The sequence below is a fragment of the Hymenobacter ginkgonis genome, from assembly GCF_009755225.1.
In the GTDB taxonomy this organism is placed as follows: Bacteria; Bacteroidota; Bacteroidia; order Cytophagales; family Hymenobacteraceae; genus Hymenobacter; species Hymenobacter ginkgonis.
In genome coordinates this window covers 54,004-74,732 of sequence record NZ_WQKZ01000008.1, presented here as the reverse complement: position 1 = coordinate 74,732, position 20,729 = coordinate 54,004, and the positions used below count along the sequence as shown (strand labels likewise).

Below are 20,729 nucleotides of genomic sequence, written 5' to 3'. Positions count from 1 at the left end.
GTGAGATGCTTCGGCAAGCTCAGCATGACGTTCTTTTTTGTATGACGGCTTCTTACTTAGCGTACGCTACCGAGCGCATCTCCCGGATTACGGTTACTTTAATCTGACCTGGGTACTGCATTTCCTTCTCAATTTTCTGCGAAATCTCGAAACTCAGTTCGCCGGCGCGCTCGTCGCTCACGTTTTCTGCGTCAACTATTACGCGCAGCTCGCGGCCAGCCTGAATAGCGTATGTCTGGTTTACGCCTTTAAAGGCGGAGGCAGTTTCTTCTAACTGCTTGAGACGCTTGATGTAGCTCTCCATCATTTCGCGCCGCGCGCCGGGGCGCGAGCCCGAAATAGCATCGCACGCCTGCACAATAGGCGAAATGAGCGCCGTCATCTCCATCTCATCGTGGTGGGCACCGATGGCGTTCACTACGTCAGGGTGCTCCTTGTACTTCTTGGCCATTTCCATGCCCAAGATGGCGTGGGGCAATTCGGGCTCTTCGGTACTCACCTTACCAATATCGTGGAGCAGGCCAGCACGACGGGCGTGCTTCACGTTGAGGCCTAGTTCGGCGGCCATCGTGGCGCAAAGGTTGGCTACTTCGCGGCTGTGTTGGAGCAAGTTTTGGCCGTAGCTGCTGCGGAAACGCATCCGACCCACCATTCGAATCAGCTCGGGATGCAGGCCATGAATGCCCAGGTCGATAACCGTACGCTCACCAATTTCGATGATTTCCTCCTCGATTTTCTTAGTCGTTTTAGCTACTATTTCCTCCACGCGGGCCGGGTGGATGCGGCCGTCTTTCACCAGCAAGTGCAGCGAAAGGCGCGCAATTTCGCGGCGCACCGGGTCAAAACCCGAGATAATGATGGCCTCAGGTGTGTCATCCACAATAACCTCTACCCCGGTTGCCGCCTCCAAGGCTCGGATATTACGACCCTCACGCCCAATGATTTTGCCTTTCACATCGTCGCTCTCAATGTTGAATACCGACACGCAGTTTTCGATAGCGTGCTCCGATGCCGTGCGCTGAATGGTTTCTAGCACCACTTTCTTGGCATCTTTGGTAGCCGTAAGTTTGGCTTGTGCTACGGTATCCTTGATGTAGGAACTAGCCTGCAACTGCGCTTCATTGCGCAGGCTCTCAACAAGTTGCTCGCGTGCCTCAGCGGCCGTCAGGCCAGCTACTTTTTCCAGTTGGCTCTGTACTTCGTGCAGCTGTTCGTCGGCCTCCTGCTGCTTGGCTTGGAGCTCGGCCACGGCGGTTTCGTGCCGCTGCTGGCGCTTCTCTTCCTGCTGCTCGAAGCGGTTGCGCTGGTGCTCGGCATCGGCCTGCACTTTTTCGCGGGTAGTTTCCAGCTCTTTTTCTTTGTGCTGTAGCTGCTCGAGTTGCTTCTGGGTCGTATCAGTCAGATGCTTAATGCTTTGCTCTTGGGCCAACACTCCCTGGCGGCGCTCGGTAAGCTCCTGCTCTAGTGCAGCCTTTAGGCGCTGGCTTTCTTGCTCAAACTCGCGGCGCTGGCGCTTCTGCTCCTGCTCGTATTCGTTCTTGAGGTTGCGAAACTTGTCTTTCGATTGCTGAATCCGCTCGTCGCGGGTGCGGTTGGCCTGGGCTTCTGCCTCGGCTAAAAGTTCTTGCGCCTTGGTTTGCGCCTGGCTTTCCAGGTCTTGCCGGGCTTTGCCGGCAAGCTGGCGCCCAACCAACACGCCCACCACGAGGGCAATGAAGGCGGCGAGCGCGCAGTATAAGATTAGGGATGACATGAGATATGGAAGTGAAGTGAATCAAAACCATAGCCACGATAAAAACCCGGACCGAAGCGCCGAAGGCCGGTTGCCTTCTTCGCGCCCGGCCGGGCCAACGAACTGTGTGGGTGTTAGCTACTTATCAGGCAGCTAGCACCGCGCCAGTCAGCAGCTCGTCGAGGCGCGCCAAGCGCTCGGTAAGGGCTGCATCGGTTCCATCCTTTTCTTTGCTAACTTTCAAAGAGTCAGCCATGGTGGCGAGGGCTACCATCGCCAGCAAGTCTTGTTTGTCCTGAATGCCGTACTGCTCCCGAAACTCGCGCAGCCGTTCGCTGAGCTGCCGGCCAGCTAGGCGCAGGCGCTCTTCGTCGTCCACGGCTACCCGCATGGGGTAATCGCGCTCGGCGATGCGAATTTTGATGGCTAATTCACTCATTTGTTAGCAGTTGGCAAGAGTATGTAAGAAGGCCGGTTATTCCCTTAAATAGGCAAGGCACTTATCTAATTCGCGGATGTATTCGTTGAGGCGTTGTTTCAGCTCGTTGGCCTGGGTGGGTTCCCCGCCGGCTATAGTCTGTACAAGTTTAACAATATTTTCCTGGTTTTGATACTCGCGCAGCTGTTTTTCGCGCTCGCGGCCATCGGCGCGCAAGTGCTCAATGGTGGTGCGAGCATCGGCTAGCTCCTCGCGCATCTGCTGATAGGCAGCCACTAAGGTGGTTACCTGCCGCTCCAAGCGGTCGAGTTGGGCAAGCTGCTGCGACGAGGCCATTTTTTTTGGTATGCGTTTTCGGTATTCTTTTTTCGGCAGCCGGGCGTGGTCCCACTGCTTAGCGCAAAGAAAGCGCTACGCCAGCCGAAAAACTGAATCTACTTCCGAATCAATGCGCCGGCTTGCTTTTCAAATTGTTGAATGAGGCGTTGCATCACCTGGTCGATGGCTTGGTCGGTCAGCGTTTGGGTAGGGTCTTGCAGCAAAAAGCTCACGGAGTACGACTTTTTGCCAGTCTCCAAGCGGTCGCCCGCGTACACATCGAACACGTTGATGGCTTGCAGCAGCTTCTTCTCTGTGCGCTGCGCGATAGTGCGTAGCTGCTCGAACGTCACGCTCTGGTCAACGACCAGCGATAAGTCGCGGCGCACTTCCGGGAATTTAGGCAGTTCGCGCGCGATGAGGCTGGCTTTGTATTTCTTCAGCAGCCAATCCCAATCTAGCTCGGCATACCACACGGGCTGGCCCACGTCGAGGCGTTTGAGAAGGGTAGGCGACACGGCACCCACGTTCACCACTGGCTGGTTTTGCAGCAGCAGCGCCAAGCCTCCGGCCAAATAAGGATGCTGAGTAGGCTGCGTACCGGGCTGGGGGTAGCCCAACGCTGCCAAGGCTTGCTGCACGGCACCGGCCAAGTCGTGGAACGTACTTTTTTGGGTGGCTTGCTGCCAGGTTTCGGCGCTGGCGGCACCGGTCATCCACAGGGCTAAAATATTCTTTTCCTTATACTTACCATTCTCGGCAAGGTGGTAAGCTTTGCCAAATTCGTAGAGCTTCAAGTCGCGCTGGCGGCGGTTGAGGTTGTGGCGCACTACTTCGAGGCCCGAAGTGAGCAGCGTGGGGCGCAGCACATTCAGGTCTTGGCTATTGTAGTTGAGCACGCGCACTAGGGTAGCATCGGGCGCGTCGGCCTTCTCGAAGTAGTGCGAGTTGGTGAGCGAGTTGGTCAGAATTTCCGAGAAGCCTTGCCCGCTAAGCAGGTCGGCGATTTTTTGGCGCACTACCTCGGGGTCGGGGTTGGGGAAAGGCGACAAGAACGAGGCGGCGTTGTGGGGCCGTAGCGCCACGTTGTTGTAGCCGTAAATACGCAAAATGTCCTCAATCACGTCGGCCTCGCGGGTTACGTCCACCTTATAAGGCGGCACGGCCAGTAGCCATTCGCCCACCGACTCCTGCTCAATTTTGATGTCGAGACCGTTGAGAATCTGCCGGATGCGCTCCTCTCCTATTTCCTGCCCGATGAGCTTGTTTACCCGGCTGAGGCGCAGACGCACCTGGGTATTGGGGATGAGATGCGGAAACTCATCTACCACTGGCGCCGCCACGCGGGCACCGGCCACCTCCACCAGCAGCAGCGCGGCCCGGTGCAGTGCCTTAAGCACCATGTACGGGTCGGTGCCGCGCTCGAAGCGGAACGACGCGTCGGTTTTGAGGCCGTGGGCCTGGCTGGTGCGGCGCACTACGGCGGGCGCGAAGTAGGCGCTTTCGAGAAAAACGCGGGTCGTGTGCTCCCCTACCCCCGACGTTTTGCCGCCGAACACGCCAGCCAGTGCCATAGCGGCGCCGTTGGCATCGGCAATTACCAAGTCTTCAACTGACAAAGTTCGCTCGACGCCATCCAGGGTCACGAATTTCTCGCCAGCGTCGGCACGCTTCACTCGGATGCTACCCCCCGCAATTTGGTCGGCGTCGAAAGCATGGAGCGGCTGGCCCAACTCGTGCAGCACGAAGTTGGTGACATCTACCACGTTGCTAATCGGCGAGAGGCCAATGCTGCGCAGGCGCCGTTGTAACCACTCGGGCGAGGGCCCCACTTTCACACTGTCTAGCAGCAAGCCAGCATAGCGGGGGCAGGCCTGTTCGTCTTCCAGCATCACGCGGATAGTGCTCGCGCTGGTTGGCAGGGGTAGGGATGCAAAACCGCTGGTATCGGGCAGGTGTGCAGGCTGGTTAAGCAGCGCCCGTAGCTCGCGAGCCACACCGTAGTGCGAGGCGGCATCGGCGCGGTTGGGTGTGAGGCCAATTTCGATAATCGTGTCTGAGCCTAGCCCGAAATACTCCGCGGCGGGCGTGCCGTCGGGCAAGTTGGTGTCGAGCACCATAACGCCGGCGTGCGACTGCCCGAGGCCGATTTCATCCTCGGCGCAAATCATGCCTTCGGAAGCCGCCCCGCGGATTTTAGACTTTTTGATTTTGAAGGGCTCGCCGGTGGTAGGGTGTAATAAGGCGCCTTCTAAGGCCACCACCACGCGCTGGCCGGCAGCCACGTTGGGCGCGCCACACACAATTTGGCGGGGGGTAGCGTCGCCCACGCTCACGGTGGTAAGGCTCAGCTTGTCGGCGTCGGGGTGGCGCTCGCAGGTGAGCACCGTACCCAGTACTACGCCGCGCAGGCCGCCTGGCACGCTTTCCAGCTCGTCGAGGCTTTCGACTTCTAGGCCCGAGCCAGTAAGCAGCGCCCCTACCTCGGCGGCGGGCAGGGAGGTAGGGAATAAGGTTTTAAGCCAATCAAACGAAATAGTCATAACAAAAGGGCGCGAGCCCGTGGGCAGGCCGGGCGCAGAGGACAAAGGTACGGGCGCAACGGGGCGCGCCGAAACCTAGCTTTTGCACGACTGCGCGAGGCTCTCGGCTGGCCCTTGCTAAAGCGGCACCTGCTGCTCGCCGGCCAGCACGGGCACCGTGAGGCGGTTGTCGGCGGGGGGCTTGGGGCAGCTGTACGCGTGGTTGTAGGCGCAGAAGGGGCTATATGCGGTGTTGAAGTCCAGCTCGATGGTCGAGGCATCGGCGGGGGGTAGGGCCACATCGAGGTAGCGGCCGGCAGCGTAGGTCTGCTGGCCGTTGGTGGGGTCGGTGAAGGGCACAAACAGTTCATTGGGGTTGGCTCCTACCCCCTGCCGTTGCAGCAAGACCAGCTTTTGGGCTTTGCCACCCAGCTCAAAGGCAGCAGTTCCCCATTGGGCGTAGGCATCGGCCGAGCCGCCAGTGAGTGCCAGCGGCAGCGGGGCCAGCACCGCCGCCCGCGTGAGCTGCGCCGTGACGCGGTAGGCGGCATCGGGCCGGAAGTACCGCAGCCCGCCAAACGCCGCCCGCTGCGCCACCGGAATGGGCGAGGTGGCCGCCGTGCGGAAGGCATTGTCCTTCTGCTGCCGGGCCAGCCGAATGCGCTCGGCATAGGCCGGGTCGGCGGGCGGCGCAACCGAAGTGCCCGAAAAATTATACACTAATAAACCAACCACGGCCAGCAGGCCGGCCAACAATAAGAGTTTGCGCATGCGTTTCTACAACATTCCTTCGTCGGCAAAGCTATAGTAGCCGTTGTTGGTATAGATAAGGTGGTCGAGCACTGGTAGGTCGAGGAAATTGCCGGCTTCCTTTAGCTTTTTGGTGAGTGAGATGTCGGCGCCGCTGGGCTGGCGGTTGCCACTGGGGTGGTTGTGAATGAGAATAATGCTGCTGGCCAAATTTTCGAGGGCGTGCTTGAAAATCATTTTGGGGTCGGCTACGGTGCCAGCCACGCCGCCGCTACTTATTTTTTCGCTGCGCATAACCACGTTGGCGCGGTTCAATAAAATTACCCAAAACTCTTCGTGGGGCAAGTCTTGCAACTGCGGCCGCACGAGTTGGTAGATGTCGCGCGAGCTGGTGATGGTGGTACGGCGGCCGGCGCCGTTTTCCTTACGGCGGCGGCCTAGCTCCAACGCGGCCATCACGGTGATGCCCTTGGCCGGGCCCACGCCGGGGTGGCGGCACAGCTGCTTGAGACTAAGCCGCGCCAATTCATTCAAATCATTGTCAACGGCTTGCAGCATGAGTTTGCCCACATCAACGGCCGTGAGCTTGGTGGTGCCCGAGCCGAGCAGGATGGCAATTAACTCGGCGTCGGAGAGGGCGGCGCGGCCCTTTTGCACCATTTTCTCGCGCGGGCGGTCTTCCTCGGCCCAGCTTTTGATGCCGAAGCTGGTGGGCGTGGTGTAGGGGGTAGGGAGGGCGTCGAGGTCGGTGGCGGCCAAGTGGTCAGGCAATTCCATTAGTAAGCAAGTATAACTATAGTGGAAATGTAAAGTAAAATCTACCGGCAATCGTCTGGTCGGTTGGCGGCGGCGCGCCCTACTTTAGCCCTAACCAATTATCCTGCGGGCCGTTTGGCCTTCCATTATGCAACGACAACTTCTGTTCTGGGGTATTTTTCTGTTAATTCTGGTGGCGGAAGCTTACGGCTACGTGGCTGTGCGCACCGCGCTGATTCCAAATTCCGTGGCTGCTCGCCGGGGCTTCGCCGTCAGCTACTGGGTGCTGACGCTGGGGCTATGGACGCTGTGCTTCTGGGCCACCAGCACCCGGCACAACGGGGCCTTGCAGCTTAAAAGCTACCTCATGGCGGCGCCCTTGCTGCTGCTGGCGGCCAAGCTGGTGGTGCTTTTCCCGATGCTGCTGGAAGATGTAACGCGCTTAGGGCGCTGGGCGCTGGGTGGCTTTAGCAGTGCGCCGGTGGCCGGCTCGGTAGAAGCCCCGCTCACGCGCAGCCAGTTTATTAGCCGGTTGGCGTTGGGGCTGGGGGCGCTACCGCTGCTGGCCCTCATTTGGGGCATGGTGAAGGGCAAGACCGACTACCAGGTGCGCCGCGTGGTGCTGCGCTACCCTAACCTGCCGGCGTCGTTCGATGGCTTTAAAATTCTGCAAATCTCAGACTTACACACCGGTTCTTTCAACGACAATACGGAGCCCATGCGCCGGGCCGTGGCCATGATAAACGCCCAAAATGCCGACCTCATTGTGATGACCGGCGACTTGGTGAACGACCGCGCCACCGAGGTGGAGCCGCACATTCCGGCCCTGGCGGGCATTAAATCAGACTTGCCCATTTTCTCTATATTAGGCAACCACGACTACGGCGACTATGTGCAATGGGGCAGCGCCGAGGCAAAGCGCGAAAACCTGGCCCGCCTTGCCCGCAACCACGCCAAAATTGGGTGGCGCCTGCTACTAGATGAGAGTCACACCATTCGGCGCGGCACCGACGAGCTGGCCGTGCTGGGTGTGCAGAACTGGAGTAGCCACCCCAACTTTCCGAAGCACGGCAAGCTGGCGCAGGCCCACGCCGCCAGCGGCAACGCCCCGTTTAAACTGCTCCTCTCGCACGACCCATCACATTGGGAGGCGCAGGTGCTGGATTACTCCGATATCGACCTCACGCTCAGCGGCCATACCCACGGTATGCAGTTCGGGGTAAATCTGCCCTTTTTTAAGTGGAGCCCGGTGCAGTATTCCTACCCCCAGTGGGCGGGCTTATACGAGCAGGGGCGCCAAAAGCTGTACGTAAACGTGGGGTTAGGCTACTTGGCTTTTCCGGGGCGGGTAGGGTTTTTGCCCGAAATAACCCTGCTAGAACTGCGCCGCGCGTAGCATGAAGGTACAGTGAAGCTGGGTGCTAGCAGTAACCTGCCAGCAAAGGCTTTCGTTAAATCGGCACCAATTTCCTTTTCCTTTCTCAGACATGAAAAACTCCTTGCTGCTTTTCGTAGGCGCTGCAGCCCTTTCGCTGGCTTCCTGCTCACAGGAAAAAACCACTGACACTACCACGACTACTACTGATGCCTCGGCAACGGCGGCTACCCCCGATACCGCTGCTTACCGCACGCGTTCGCAGCGCATCGCCGATAAGTTTGCCTCAGACATGAAAATAACGGACGAGGCTACTAAAGCTAAAATCCGGACTGCTTACTACAACCGCTCGAAGCGTTACAGCGAGATGACGAGCAAGTACAAGAGCGATACGACCGGTATGGCCGCGGCTATGCGCCAGTACAATACCGACACCGATACCGAGTTTCAGAATGTGCTCACCGACCCCACGCAGTACCAGTCGTACCAGTCATCGCGCTCGACGTATGACGAGTCGAACTACTTAGACAACACTGATACCGGCGCCGCCTCGACCACGACGACGGACGCCACGCCCACTGATGATGCCAGCCCCACGGCGGCTTCGACCGATAATACTACCGGCATGAGCGGCGGAGCCGTGAAAGACTCAAAGACCAAGCTGGAAGACGGGTCAAAAATCAAGATTAAAGACGACGGCACCGTAAAAACCAAAGGCAACCCCGTTGCCAGCGACGCGGCGCTGCAAGATTCGAAGACCAAGCTGCAAGACGGCTCAAAGATTAAAGTGAAGGGCGACGGCACTGTGAAGCTAAAAGATGCCGACGGCAACAAATCGAAATTGTAGCCTGCCGGGCCCCAAACGGCTTGTTTGTCGATAAAAAACCCGCGTCTGCAACGACGCGGGTTTTTTTTGGTTCTTTTGGTGGCAGCTTTGCCGCCTTATTTGCGTTTAATAGTACGTGTTCTCGTCGGTTATCTTCTTTCTACTCAGAAAACTTTTGCGGGGTAGCGCTGGGCTCCTGTTGGTTTGCCTGACTTTTGGCCGGGCGCAGGCGCAGGCCGGTAGCCCCTTGCCCACCGTGCGCGTGAGTGGCACAGTATCGGTGGCCGGCAGCAAGAAGCCCATACCCGGCGCCTCGGTGCAAATTCAGCGTACCCGCACGGGCGTGGCGGCCAATGCCGAGGGCAACTTTCTCATCACGGCGCTCTCGACCGATACCCTGCTGTTCAGGGCCATTGGCTACAAGTCGCACCGGCTGGTATTGGGCGGCACGGCGCTCTCGCAACTGGTAGTGCAGATGGCGCTGGTGCGCGACTCGGTGCAGCTAGGCGAGGTGCGCGTGACGGCTGACCGCCCCGACCGCGCCAGCATCAACCGGGCGCTGCGCAACATCAAGCGCCCTACCCCCCCCGTGGTGAAGATACCTAAGCGCGGGCCCAAGCCCAAGCCGCTGTTTGCCGTCGACTCGACCGCCCCCAAAGCGGAGGCGCCCACCATTAGCGGCTCGAACGTAGATTGGCTCTACGAGCAGTTTTCGCGCGAGGGCAAGCAACGCCGCAAGGTGGAGCAGCTAAAAGCCCGTGATGCCGCCGAAGAAGCTCAGAAGCGACGCGCCGAATATAATAAGGCATTTCGCGACAACAGAGGCTACGAGTAAGCAAAAGCGCGCCCGGCAGCATCATTTCCGCAGGTTTCGCGTAAGCCTACGAACGATGAAGATTGGGTATCCTTGCGTTAACGAAACGCTTCCTTGCAGCGCCGCCGGCACTTTCCGGCTGGCTTCCTACTCGCCCGAGCGGCTAGTGCCGACCGTGGCGGGCAATTTGGCCTGTCTCCAGCAAATTCTGGAGTGGAATGTGGCCCACGGGCTGCAATTCTTCCGCATGGGCTCGGGCATAGTGCCGTTTGGCTCACACGAAATCAATACCTTTCCGTGGCAGACGCACTTTAAGAGTGAGTTTCGGGCGTTGGGTGACTACATCCGGCAGAACGGGCTACGCATCTCGTTTCACCCCGACCAGTTTGTGGTATTGAACTCGCCCGACCCGGCCATTGTGCGCCGTAGCATCGACGAGCTGATTTACCAAGGCTCGATGCTGGATTTGATGGAGCTAGATTCGACAGCCAAGCTCCAGATTCACGCCGGCGGCGCCTACGGCGACAAGGGAGCGGCTTTGGCTCGCTGGACCGAGACCTTTCATACCATGCTGCCCGAGGCGGTGAAGGCACGGCTGGTAGTCGAAAACGATGACCGCCTTTACAGCTTACGCGAGTGCCTAAGTTTGCACGACCTCACGGGCGTGCCCATTCTGTTCGATAACTTTCACCACGAATGTCTCAACCACGGCGAGCCTATGCGCGAAGCCTTGCGCTTGGCGGCCGCTACCTGGCACCCCACCCGCGACGGTGTGCTAATGATGGATTACAGCTCGCAGGCTCCTGGTGAGCGCCGTGGCAAGCACACCGATACGCTGGTACCTGAGCTATTCCGCGATTTTGTGACTGAGCTAGAGGGGCTGGAAGTGGATATGATGCTCGAAATCAAGGATAAGGAGGCCAGCGCGGTGCGCGGCGCTCAAATCTTGCGCGAGCTAGGCTTGCTGGCGCCTGCGCCGGCAGGCTATGTGCCGCCCACCTTCGCCCCGCGCCCCACCGACGCGGAGGGCCGCGCCCTACCCCCCAAAAAACCTCGCAAGGCCTCGCCGAAAGCTACCGCGGCGGCAGCCAGCGAGGCAGCCCCTACCCCCACCTCCAAACCTAAGCGTCAGCCTGCTACGCCTAAAGCTTAGTTTAGCTAATCAGCTGGCTGTCCTTTTTTCTTCTCTTGTTTCCCTACCCCCCTCCTCATGAATGACCTCCTGCACGCAACCCTATCGGGATTGCAAAACGGCTTGACTAGCTTACCCCTGGGCTCAGCCATGGACAACACTGAAAGCTGGCAGCAGCAATTCTTGCAAAGCGGCCAACCCGAATTTCAGGATATTGCCCGCGAAATTGGCAACCTTCAATCCCTGCTCAGCAGCGGCAGCCTCAGCGCTACGGCCATCGGCAATTCGCTTAATATGCTTGGCGACCAAACCAGCCAGGCTAGCCACCACGCTTCCGCCGACCTAAAAGATGACCTGCTGAAGCTAGCCGACACCCTGCGTCGCCACGGCCACGACCTGCTAGCCCACAGCGCCAGCTAATACAGTAGTCCGCTTCGCTTTCTATGCAAAGGCCAGCCTTCCCGTGGGAAGGCTGGCCTTTGCTTTGTGCTAGAGAAAACGCTGGTTGGCTGCTTACTGCGGCTGTTGCGGCTGCAAACGCCGCACCTGGTTCACATTGCTCGAGCTAGAACCTCGGCTTGGCACCACGTCGGATGATTGCCGGCGTTTCTGCTGCTGAATAAGGGGCTGCTCGCGTACATCGGGCACAGAGGTAGGCGACTGTTCGGGCGTGCCCGCTATCGGCGACGTGCCCACCGGCAGGCGACTGGGCTGAGCATCGTAGCTTGAAGTAGTGCGCTGCACTTGCGAAGGCCCCTGAATGGTGCTCTCATTAAGCGCTGGGTTGACTGGGGGTACAGCAGTTTGGCTTTGAGCCCCACCCCGCATAGGTGCCGAGGGGTCGAAGGGAACCGTTTGGGCCCGTGCGATGGCAGTAGAGCTCACCGCGAGCAAAAGAAGTAAATATTTCACATCTAGTAGGTTGAGGGAAAGAGGATAAAGCAAAACAGCCAGCTAGTCTGGGTAGACTAGCCGGCTGTTCTACGACAAGTGCAGCTAAAAAGCTACTACATTTTCGATTTCATGCTACCGTCGCTGTTAGTTTTCGTCTTGGCGCCTTTTTTCATCATGCGCTTATTGCTGCGCGTGGTGCTGCTACCATTCATGGTACCATCGCTCATGGTGCCAGTTTGGCTAGGAGTATTCATTGTGCCGTTGTTCATAGTGCCACTTTGCATCGTGCCGGTAGTGGTGCCATTTTGCATAGTGCCAGCTGGGCTGGTGGTACCCGCAGGCGTAGTTTGAGCGAAAGCCGCGCTTACGAAAATGGTACACGCAGCGGTCAGGAAGAATTTGGCAGTTTTCATAACTCTCTAGGTTTAAGTTGGGTGGAAAACAAGCATTGTAGGCTTGTCAGGGTGGCTTCTATACGAGCTTACTAGCAGTAAGTGTTGCCCGGAAGCAATTATTTTCTCAACTTAACTATCCTGAAGTCAGCCTACCAAAATGATAGTATCGTTGGCTACCTCCTTACAGCCTGCTAGTTGCGCTTACTAGCGTTGTGGTAGTTGAAAGCTATTAATTTCAGTGGTTCCACCTCCAAAAATTAGCTTACCCTCATACATTCCTATGGGTATTATTCCTTTCTGACCCTATGAGTTACCGTTAGGTGGTCTTCGTAAAAGGTATGCGACAAGGAAAGGAACACTTGATTATCAAGGAAAACCTCTTTAGAGGAGGTGCAAAAGCAGGCCCATTGCCCAAAAAAAGGCTTTATAAAACCAAAAGCCAATTACGCACAAGGTGATGACCATAAGGGCGTAAATGATAGTCTCCGAATTTAGGCGGCTAAACATAGCATTGATAAGAAAGGCGAAACGAGTATTACTCCTGAATTAGTAAGCTTCAGCAGGATACTTGTAGACAAAGCACCACAGCTAACAGTAGCCTACTGGCTGTTAACTACTTGCATTGGCTATCAATACGTAGGCCAGCACAAATTGTGCATATTTCTCCTGCAATTAGTGGCAATCATGCCAAACGTCCTATTAAGCAGCCATCATAAGTTATATAGCTGTGACACTTAGGTAGCGCAGTAGCTAAAGCCACTTAAGCGCACATTTTTTTACGCGTTAATCGCAAGTCTAGTTTGGCGTTGAATCTAGTATTACCGGACTAAGCAGTGAGTTTTGAAATGGACCGGCTAGCAGTCGATACAAGAAGGTAACTTTTCGCAATGCCGACCTAAGCCACATTATATAACATCTAGAGGTGGCCATAAGCAATTGGGATGGGGTAGCAACCTACCAACCGACTACTGCATGTAGTGAATGCGAGATACTTCACAGACCAGCCAAATAACAAAGAGTATTGGTAGCAGGGGGCAGAAATATGAACTGATTATCAATTGTTTTTAAAACATCCGGCAGTATATTGCGTTAGTAAGTAAGCACTCACACACAGCCCCATCCACCCATGTCACATATCCTGCAAGCTCTCGCTCAGCACTGGCATCTGAGCGCTTCTCAATACTGGCAACTGCGTTTGTTATGCGCTATTACACTAGGACCACTATTAGGTGCGCTTTGCCTAATACTTTTCAATAAGCGCGACGAAGTAGGTTCGCAGGAGCCACGGGTTAAACGACAAATGCGTGGGCTGACCATGCGTTCAGTAGGCCATCTACCGTTGCATCCAACTGGGGGGAGCCAGTCTTAACAATATAGGCCTAACAAAGATGTAAAAAGCCCCGCATTGACGGGGCTTTTTCGTAGCTACCCCTCTCAACTTTTATAACCTCTACTAGCGAGAAGGCTACGTAAGGCAAAGAGAGAAAGTCATGTGCTAATAGCAATAATGCAGTGCAGCCGTTTACAAGCGCACCGAATAGAGCTGGGGATATCGGTGCCTACTTGGCTTACCACTTCGGTATCTAAAGCATACTAGTGGGAGGTTCAGCACATGCTATCCATACATAGTGAGGATATAACAGCAAATTGTGTGCTTCTGGTGCAAAATGACGAGGGACTAAATTTTGGCTACCGCGTCACGATGGTATCGCTGAAATCTACTCCTAGCCATTGCTTAGCAACTGTCGGCTTGCCACTCGCCGGCTTTTCCCACTGCGGTGTTACAGTGCTTAGTAAGCCCGCCGCATGTTCAAGGCGACGGTCGAAAGATGGCAGATACACCGGAAACGATTGCGGAGTTTTCATAGCCCTTCTACGCACCACAACCACTATAAAGTTACAGTCTGGGTAGCTAGCTACCCCGGCTCCTAAGTCTCTACAATGACTTGTACGTGTTGACTGCAATAAGTGCCCACTACCTCGACCAGCTGCGCAGAAGTATAAACCTCTTAACGCAACCACTTTACCAACCCTGCGATGAGTAGCGCCCACACTAAAATGACCCAGATAGCGAGCATACCGAGCCGAGTACTAAGCACTTGCCCAGCTTTGGTCTCGCTCCAGTTTTGCTGAAGTCGCTTCTGCATACGAGCGCTCCAATAATGGAAACCCAGTGCTGTTACAATAGTAACTATTAACATGTCAACCAATACGTTATCGGCTGCATGCTTTAGGCTGGCTGGAGTAGTAAATAGTAAAAGCATAAAGGCAAGATAAAGAATGTTCTTCAATTACTTGCAAATCAGTTATATGAAGTTTGAGTTACCTCAACTATCTAAGTGAGCCGCGCGCTTTGAAATTTGCCTTAATTACTACCTAGTTATTTGTGCACCACCTCACGTGTGGATGGTAACCAGTCCACCTCGTGTTAGCATTACGAGCTGTTAATTAACAACATGCCCCTAAGCTCCTCCTTAACATTTTTGACAAAGCTACCTGATTTGCAATCTAATCTCCTAATGAACTATTTCAAAAACAAGCTCAACCGTTTCTATGTGGGCCTCTTTATACAGTAAACGTTGGAATATTTACTCTACACAAACTATATTGATACCTACTCTTATCCTAACCACCTACTTGTGCGGTTTTCTTTCTTAGCACTTAGTGGAGGAACGAGCCTTCGGCTACTTTGAGCAGGGCAATACCAGCAAGTGTGATAATAACAGATAGTCAGGTCAGCGACTTACGCATTTTCAACAAGAAGTCCTAGGCAACCAGACTATACAGGACTTCTTATTAGTCACTGCTAGTCAAAAATTAGGCAGTTGATTATGCTTTAACTTTACAAAAAATCGTTTGCTGATTTTAAAATCTACCTATGCTTACTATTACGCAAAAACAAGTAGTTACTAGAAATTATACTATTGATATTTTTCGCATTTTAGGAGCCTTTTGTGTAGTAGCGCTCCACTCACCGCTTGGGAGTCTTCCAAATAGCTTAGCCCTTTCTGTTCGGCTATGCTCACGCTGGGCAGTTCCGTTTTTCTTCCTGGTCAGTGGTTATTTCGCTGCTCGAAATCTGCGTGATAGACAGTCGATTAATTTCAGCAAATCTATAAACTACTTAGTTGCCATTTTTATCGCATCTAATATTGTTTATTGTTTGTTTTATGCAATTGACAATAACGCGGCTACCACTATTAAGTTAACGTTTGTTGGCTTATTAGTTGGCCAAACGGGGCATCTGTGGTATATAGGCTCGAACATATTTGGCTTGCTCATATTGCAATTATTAGTAAGCCGATACTCAGACAAAGTACTTGTCGTTGTAGCCCTGATAGTATTTTTAGGCATATTAGTGGGTGATGGATACTCACGGCTAACTGGCATCACGCTGCAGTACGAAGTCGCTCGTTATCTGACCTCTATTCCATTTTTATTTGCTGGATTCTTAATTGCCAGACACGGTGAATTTCTACAGTACTTATCAGTTAAGCTATGCTTAATAAGCATCTTAGTGGGGCTTTTAGTAGAGTATACAGAAGCTTACTTACTATATACTAGGGTAGGAGCCGGGCCTCATAATCAAGAATTGCTTATTGGCACTGCCCTATTAGCGCTAGGTTTATTTTGTCTAAGCTTGGTGTTTATTACTCCAAGTGCCAATACACTATCCGATGCTGGCAAAAATTACTCTTTAGTAATCTATTTGTATCACCCACTAGTGATTACACTGCTATATTCGGTAATTAAGATCGGCCAATTCAGTGCATATGTCTACTGGGTAAGCCCATTTATTGACTTTGTGGTTACGCTGTTGCTTATAAAAGCCATCGAAAAAACTTCACCCACTGTATTCCGTTTGCTCAGCGGTGGATAAAGTTGTAGTAACCGCGCTTGATACATGTACAGAGCCTATACTCTAGCTTTTGTTATGCAGCTTAAAGAACTACTAGTATTAAACTAAATGCGCTACAGATAAAGTGAAGAATACGCAGGGCACTAGTAGCGTACCTTGAACTAGCTAAAGACAGGCTACTTTCCCTATTATTGAGGTATGAAGAAAATTATCTTATTACTGCTACTCGCTAGCGGGTGCGCGCCGCACAACCACAAGGCTCAAGATGCGATTGCTGCCTACCTGCAAAAAACAGTCAAAGACCCCGGCAGCTACGTACCTATCTCCTTCGGTGAGCCGCACGCAACCTCCTCCAATGCCGATACGGTGCTGATAAACCATGTCTACCAAGAGAAAAGAGGAGTAAACTCGTCGGTAATTTATTCCAATATGTTTAAAGTAGATAGTGTTTCGGGCTACGCACAGATGGTAAGATCGTCGCAGAAGACAGATTAGGGTAAGCGGTACGTCATCAGTAGTAAGCTCGCTAAAGTATTGTCTACTTGATTTTTGCTTAAACTGTTCTCCAAATTAAAAATACTCTTCCATCGTGCGCAGTAAGGAATTTTACGGAGTTACCGGGTGTGGCCTTTTCCGACAGCCCCACCAAATACTAAGTAGCATTTAGTGACGTTATCCGAGGCAAATGGATGCTAGTATTCAACCAAAGTGGGTACAAAATCTACATTGCACCCACTTTTCTCATGTCTACTTAGGTAGCATAAGGATTTAACCTTTTGCTCCCATCAGGTAACTGAGCGATACTTGGAAGGCACGGTTGTAATAGGGAAAGGGGGCGTACGTGCCCCCGTTGTACGCTTGGTGCGGCACGGCTAGATTGCGTAGCCCCAGACTATAGCCGGCTTGCAGTTGAAACCCCTTTAGGCAGTAGCCTACGCCGGCTTGCAGGCCTCCATCAAATCGCCGCGAGTACCGACTATCGGTATCGGTTGCCAGGGTGGCAGGTTTGACCTTGCCCGTGGCTTCGCCGTCGAACCCGCTCAATCGCTGGGCATAGTTGCCGCCCACGAGCAGGCTGGCGTACGGTCCGCCAAAGACTTGCAGTCCCTGCCCATCGCGTCCCAAGGTGTAGGCCAGATTCAGGGGCAGCGTCAAGTAGTTGAGGCGGATGTCTTCCTCAGAGGGAATGAGCATATCGAAGCTGAGATAGTAACCCGAGGTGCGGTAGCCCTTCTGTGAATACAGCAAGCTAGGTTGCAAGGCAAAATGGCCGAACTGCACCGTGCTCGTCAGCCCAGCCTCGAACCCCGAGCGGTTCGAAGACGCGGCTTGGTCAATAGTAGGAAAGCGGGCAGAGGAAACGTTGAACCCGACGCGAGGGCCAACGCTGAAGGTAGTTTGGGCGTGGGCTGTGCCCACCAAAAGCAGGCTGCTTGCTAGAAAGGAGAAAACATTCTTCATGAGCATAAGATGAATCAAAGATGATTCAATGAGCTGTGCCAAGGAGGAATGGTTGCTTCTGTTAGCAATTAAAAAGTCCCACTGGTGGACGCTATTCTACCCGCTAACTGATGCAGTTATTAAAAGCATCGATGTTGCTGGAGATGCAGAAGATGCGAATTCTTCATTTCTCCTCAGCCATCGCAATCACAGGACAGGGGATAGGGAATGGGGTCAATCATGCGGACAACCGCAAGGATGTAGGGTGGCAGTAATAATAGCAGTATAAAGAAGCCAGCCATGTTGTAAACTATCCTACTAGTCAAGCTTAAGCACTTTGGCAAGGTTAGGTACAGCAGCAAGCACCCGATTTTACGACGCGGCCCGACTAATTCTAAACTGCTCCCCGAACCGTCTTCCTAAAACAAAAAATCCCCCTCCACTATGCGCAGAGAGGGATTTTAGTGGAGCTGCAGGGTGTGGCCTTTTCCGACAGCCTCACACAAATATAACTAGCATCTAGCGAGTTACGCGCGCTTTGCACGGGTTAGCTGGGTGCAATTGGGTGCGAATATCCGGCAAAACTGGGTGCAAAATCTACGTTGCACCCAGTGCACCCACTTTCTCCCAGGCTTGCAGAAATAGTGGCCCGTAGCGCTCAAGCGTATCGTAGCCGTAAACGGAGCCGCCGGCCAGATGGCCCAGAGCCACCTCCTTCAGATTCTGGTCGCCACCCGAGCCCCACAGCACCAGGTCAGCGCCGGTGTGGCGCGGTGTATGGGTGGTGATAGCCTGCCAGAGGGGCAGCGGCTCCTCCTCGGCCTTGCCCGCCCGGAAGCGCACGCGCACGAAGGTGCGCGTCAGGCCCGCAGCTTCGGCAATCTCCTTGAGGTAGGCGTTGCGCTTCTGCTGGGCTACCACGGGTACCTGACCCTGCCAGCGCTGCCAGATGGCAGCGGCCGCTGGCGGCAGGGGCAAGCGCACCTCGTGACCGGTCTTTACCTGATGAAACTCCAGTACGGAGGTCAGGCCGATGCCCGGTAGCAGCTGCTCGTTGACGTGGTGGGGCTTGAGCTGGCGCAGGTCCGAGTCGCGCAGCAGCAGCAAGGTCTGGAAGAGCAGTCGCTCGCGCTCCCGGTGCAGGTACTGGTGGTGCGCCGGCAGCTCGACCTGGGCCAGGGCCTGCAGTTCCTCGACGCGCAGGCTGACAGCGCGGCCAAACTTGACGCGCAGGGCGAGCCAAGCGGGAATGTGGCGCTCGGCTAGGCGGTGGGCGATGCGCAGAAACTTGACGTGCTGGCTGACGGTAGCATCGGCAAGGCCCGCCTCGTAGAGGTAGGCCAGGTACTCGAAGTACACGGGCTTGGTGAACTGGCGCAGGCTCATGCCCGGTTGAAACTTCTCCAAGTGGTTCACTACCTGCCGGTAGCGGCGCAGCGCGTCAGCCGATGAGCCGGGATGCTCCTGCTGCCACTGGGCGTAGTAGTTGAGAAAGGTCGTGTCGAGGGGGTCGGCCAGGGCCGCGGGGGCCGGCGCGGGGGCGGCCTTGCCCGGCACCAAGGCCAACGCCAGTACCTGCGCGCGGGTGACGGCCTGCCGGTGGGCGTCGGCTTTGTTGAAGAGGTCGGTCAGTTCGGCCACCAGGCTCGCAAGCTTGGTGTTGAGGCCGGGGCTACCAGGCTCGGCCTTGGCGATGGTGCGGCCGAGCTTGGCGTCGGCATCGAAGTTAGCCGGCTGGCAGCTAACGCCGGTGGGTAGCTTCTCGCGGGCGCCGGCCCAGGTCACGTCGAGTAGCACCCGGCAGCGGCCTTTGGCGTCGGGGCGGGAAGTGAGCTGGCGAAAGGTGTACTGCATAGCCGCGGCAAGGTAGCAACGAGGGCCAGTAGTGTTAGCCGCGCTACCACCAAGACTGAGAACGCTGCTTTTTTAGGGAAACCAGCAAAGTTTTTTAGCGGCGGCTGGGAAGGGTCATGTCACAATCTGATGGCTTTGCTGACCGTTAAGCACCGCTGTAAAGCAACAACTAGTCATCGGCGGCATTCAGGCAAGAAGCAACTGGATTAAAGAAGCGGTTTACAGTACCTGTTCGATGTCACAAAAAAGCGGGCTTCTTCCTGGCGCGGTTCTGTACGAGCTACTTGCTTTGTACCCGTTCTCTTATCCCGGGTACTTTATCTACTTAACGCCTATCGACGTCCTCTTTACTCCATCCTTTTCCATTACTAAAAAAGCCCCGCCTACACCAGCGGGGCTTTTTTTAGGCCCGCTTCTCTCCTGGCGGAGTCCAGTGGGTGGTGAGCTTAGCCTCCTTAGCAGCACGACCTACAGGAGCAGTTCATTTCACTAACCATCTTAGTGCGTCGGGTTATTAAAGCCCGGGGATGTGGCGCGGTGCTGGGTAGACGTTGGGGCATTACGGCCCTCCACGTGCTTTTTAGGCAGCATAAAGGCAATGAGGGCGGCGATGCCAGCCACCACGCAAAAGAGCAGCAGGGCTCCTTTCTTCCAGTTCCGAGGGCCCGCCGTGGTGGCCACATCATTCATGGGTAATTGAGGTGGGTGAGGTTGCATAGGCGGACAAGAAGACGGTGAGTGTCTTAGTACGCAGCCAGGCCCCAGGGCGGCTACCTTTGGTAAGCCACTGGCGGCGTAGCTTTTACTACGCACCTCGCCCGTTCGGCTCGCAAACCAGGCAAGCGACTGAGGGGACGCAGAAAGCACGGCTTAGGAGGCGCCTGTACAATAAACTAAAAGTTAGCCTTGCCCAAAATAGACTGAGACAACCACTGCCAGTGGCCCGGAAGCTACCCGAGCTGCCGGAGCCAGGCAACAGCTTCCGTGCGGTTTTCAAACAGGCGGTAGGTCAGGGCCGCCTCCTTGTTGTCGTAGCGCAGCTGGGTGGCGGAAAGGCGCGCAAACACATCGTTGGCTAGTAGCACGGCGGCGTAGAGGGCGCCGGGGCGCAGCCGGGTCAGGTCGAGCCAATACGCCGTCACCCAGGCCCTTTCCTCGTCGGTGAAGGGCACCATCAAGCGCTGGTCACCCAGGATTTTATACAAGCTCTTAGTGCGCAACAGATTACTCAGGTGGGTTAGTACCGCCTGAAACTCGGTAAATTGTCGTTTGCCGGGGGCATACTCGAAGATGGCGTAGCCGTCGGGGTGCTCGCGCAGGGTAGCCGCCGCATTGGCAAAGTAGATAGGTAACGTAGAAGCTTCCACAGAAAGAGAATAAGGCAGCATGCTACGGCGTAGTCGATGAGGATAGCCTGAGGGCAAAGATAGAAAAAGCCCGCCGAGCCGGCGCCGGGCAGGGGTAGCCGCACCCAGTCGCCAGAAAAGCAGTAGCGGCACGAGCAAGTAGATGACCACTCTGGCAGCGAGTTGGCCGGTAAGAAAGCTCATAGGTAAGCAGCAGGGTGCACGAGTAATGAAGCTACAAGGCAACTGGCATAGAAAAAGCCCCGGAGGACGGGGC

Annotated in this window: 20 protein-coding genes; 8 read left to right on the top strand and 12 right to left on the bottom strand. The window is 55.2% G+C overall.

Annotated features, from left to right (window positions below; genetic code table 11):
* Window positions 1-52: 52 nt before the first annotated feature.
* The 6 genes from rny to radC form a co-directional block, all read right to left on the bottom strand.
* Entirely contained in the window at window positions 53-1,753 is a 1,701-nt protein-coding gene (rny, locus tag GO988_RS21800) for a ribonuclease Y (RefSeq protein WP_157569637.1), read from the bottom strand.
* Between the two features lie 124 nt (window positions 1,754-1,877).
* Window positions 1,878-2,171: a cell division protein ZapA gene (locus GO988_RS21795; protein WP_157569634.1), complete on the bottom strand. Its 294-nt coding sequence runs from the start codon at window positions 2,169-2,171 to the stop codon at window positions 1,878-1,880.
* A 36-nt stretch (window positions 2,172-2,207) separates the two neighbouring features.
* A complete protein-coding gene (locus GO988_RS21790) occupies window positions 2,208-2,507 on the bottom strand; it encodes a hypothetical protein (protein WP_157569633.1) in 300 nt (99 codons plus the stop codon).
* A 98-nt stretch (window positions 2,508-2,605) separates the two neighbouring features.
* Window positions 2,606-5,032: a phenylalanine--tRNA ligase subunit beta gene (gene pheT / locus GO988_RS21785; RefSeq protein WP_157569631.1), complete on the bottom strand. Its 2,427-nt coding sequence runs from the start codon at window positions 5,030-5,032 to the stop codon at window positions 2,606-2,608.
* Window positions 5,033-5,149: 117 nt separating this feature from the next.
* A complete protein-coding gene (locus GO988_RS21780; RefSeq protein ID WP_157569629.1) occupies window positions 5,150-5,782 on the bottom strand; it encodes a DUF1684 domain-containing protein in 633 nt (210 codons plus the stop codon).
* 6 nt (window positions 5,783-5,788) lie between these two features.
* Window positions 5,789-6,538 carry a RadC family protein gene (gene radC, locus GO988_RS21775; RefSeq protein WP_157569627.1) on the bottom strand — a complete coding sequence of 250 codons (750 nt, stop codon included), beginning with the start codon at window positions 6,536-6,538 and terminating at the stop codon, window positions 5,789-5,791.
* Window positions 6,539-6,665: 127 nt separating this feature from the next.
* Between radC and GO988_RS21770 the strand changes: the two genes are divergently transcribed.
* The 5 genes from GO988_RS21770 to GO988_RS21750 all read left to right on the top strand — a co-directional run bounded on the left by GO988_RS21770 (window position 6,666) and on the right by GO988_RS21750 (window position 11,084).
* Window positions 6,666-7,913, top strand: a complete 1,248-nt coding sequence (locus tag GO988_RS21770) for a metallophosphoesterase (RefSeq protein ID WP_157569625.1) — start codon at window positions 6,666-6,668, stop codon at window positions 7,911-7,913.
* 91 nt (window positions 7,914-8,004) lie between these two features.
* Complete coding sequence (locus tag GO988_RS21765) at window positions 8,005-8,739, top strand: hypothetical protein (RefSeq protein ID WP_157569623.1); 735 nt, start codon at window positions 8,005-8,007, stop codon at window positions 8,737-8,739.
* Window positions 8,740-8,893: 154 nt separating this feature from the next.
* A complete protein-coding gene (locus GO988_RS21760) occupies window positions 8,894-9,553 on the top strand; it encodes a carboxypeptidase-like regulatory domain-containing protein (RefSeq protein ID WP_157569621.1) in 660 nt (219 codons plus the stop codon).
* Window positions 9,480-10,685, top strand: coding sequence for a UV DNA damage repair endonuclease UvsE (uvsE, locus tag GO988_RS21755; protein ID WP_157569723.1), 1,206 nt, complete (start codon window positions 9,480-9,482; stop codon window positions 10,683-10,685). Before GO988_RS21760 ends, uvsE begins: the two co-directional genes overlap by 74 nt.
* A 57-nt stretch (window positions 10,686-10,742) precedes the next feature.
* A complete protein-coding gene (locus GO988_RS21750) occupies window positions 10,743-11,084 on the top strand; it encodes a hypothetical protein (RefSeq protein ID WP_157569619.1) in 342 nt (113 codons plus the stop codon).
* A gap of 93 nt (window positions 11,085-11,177) precedes the next feature.
* Here GO988_RS21750 and GO988_RS21745 read toward each other — a convergent pair whose 3' ends face one another.
* Both GO988_RS21745 and GO988_RS21740 read right to left on the bottom strand, forming a co-directional pair.
* The gene (locus GO988_RS21745) at window positions 11,178-11,576 is read right to left on the bottom strand and encodes a hypothetical protein (protein WP_157569617.1); all 399 of its coding nucleotides are present in this window, start codon (window positions 11,574-11,576) and stop codon (window positions 11,178-11,180) included.
* A gap of 95 nt (window positions 11,577-11,671) precedes the next feature.
* Window positions 11,672-11,971, bottom strand: coding sequence for a hypothetical protein (locus GO988_RS21740; protein WP_157569615.1), 300 nt, complete (start codon window positions 11,969-11,971; stop codon window positions 11,672-11,674).
* A 2,860-nt stretch (window positions 11,972-14,831) separates the two neighbouring features.
* Between GO988_RS21740 and GO988_RS21735 the strand changes: the two genes are divergently transcribed.
* Window positions 14,832-15,833 carry an acyltransferase gene (locus GO988_RS21735; RefSeq protein ID WP_157569614.1) on the top strand — a complete coding sequence of 334 codons (1,002 nt, stop codon included), beginning with the start codon at window positions 14,832-14,834 and terminating at the stop codon, window positions 15,831-15,833.
* Between the two features lie 177 nt (window positions 15,834-16,010).
* Complete coding sequence (locus GO988_RS21730) at window positions 16,011-16,307, top strand: hypothetical protein (protein WP_157569612.1); 297 nt, start codon at window positions 16,011-16,013, stop codon at window positions 16,305-16,307.
* 273 nt (window positions 16,308-16,580) lie between these two features.
* Here GO988_RS21730 and GO988_RS21725 read toward each other — a convergent pair whose 3' ends face one another.
* Window positions 16,581-17,273 (bottom strand): porin family protein, encoded by a 693-nt coding sequence (locus GO988_RS21725; protein ID WP_198172991.1) that lies wholly within the window; start codon window positions 17,271-17,273, stop codon window positions 16,581-16,583.
* A gap of 110 nt (window positions 17,274-17,383) precedes the next feature.
* On the opposite strand from GO988_RS21725, the gene GO988_RS21720 reads away from it, so the two are divergent.
* Window positions 17,384-17,527, top strand: coding sequence for a hypothetical protein (locus tag GO988_RS21720; protein WP_157569608.1), 144 nt, complete (start codon window positions 17,384-17,386; stop codon window positions 17,525-17,527).
* A gap of 322 nt (window positions 17,528-17,849) precedes the next feature.
* On the opposite strand, the gene GO988_RS21715 is transcribed toward GO988_RS21720, so the two are convergent.
* The 3 genes from GO988_RS21715 to GO988_RS21705 form a co-directional block, all read right to left on the bottom strand.
* On the bottom strand, window positions 17,850-19,106 hold the full coding sequence (locus GO988_RS21715) for a phage integrase SAM-like domain-containing protein (RefSeq protein ID WP_157569606.1): 1,257 nt from the start codon (window positions 19,104-19,106) through the stop codon (window positions 17,850-17,852).
* Window positions 19,107-19,604: 498 nt separating this feature from the next.
* Window positions 19,605-19,823, bottom strand: a complete 219-nt coding sequence (locus GO988_RS21710) for a hypothetical protein (protein ID WP_157569604.1) — start codon at window positions 19,821-19,823, stop codon at window positions 19,605-19,607.
* Window positions 19,824-20,056: 233 nt separating this feature from the next.
* Window positions 20,057-20,473, bottom strand: coding sequence for a hypothetical protein (locus GO988_RS21705; RefSeq protein ID WP_157569602.1), 417 nt, complete (start codon window positions 20,471-20,473; stop codon window positions 20,057-20,059).
* Between the last annotated feature and the right edge of the window lie 256 nt (window positions 20,474-20,729).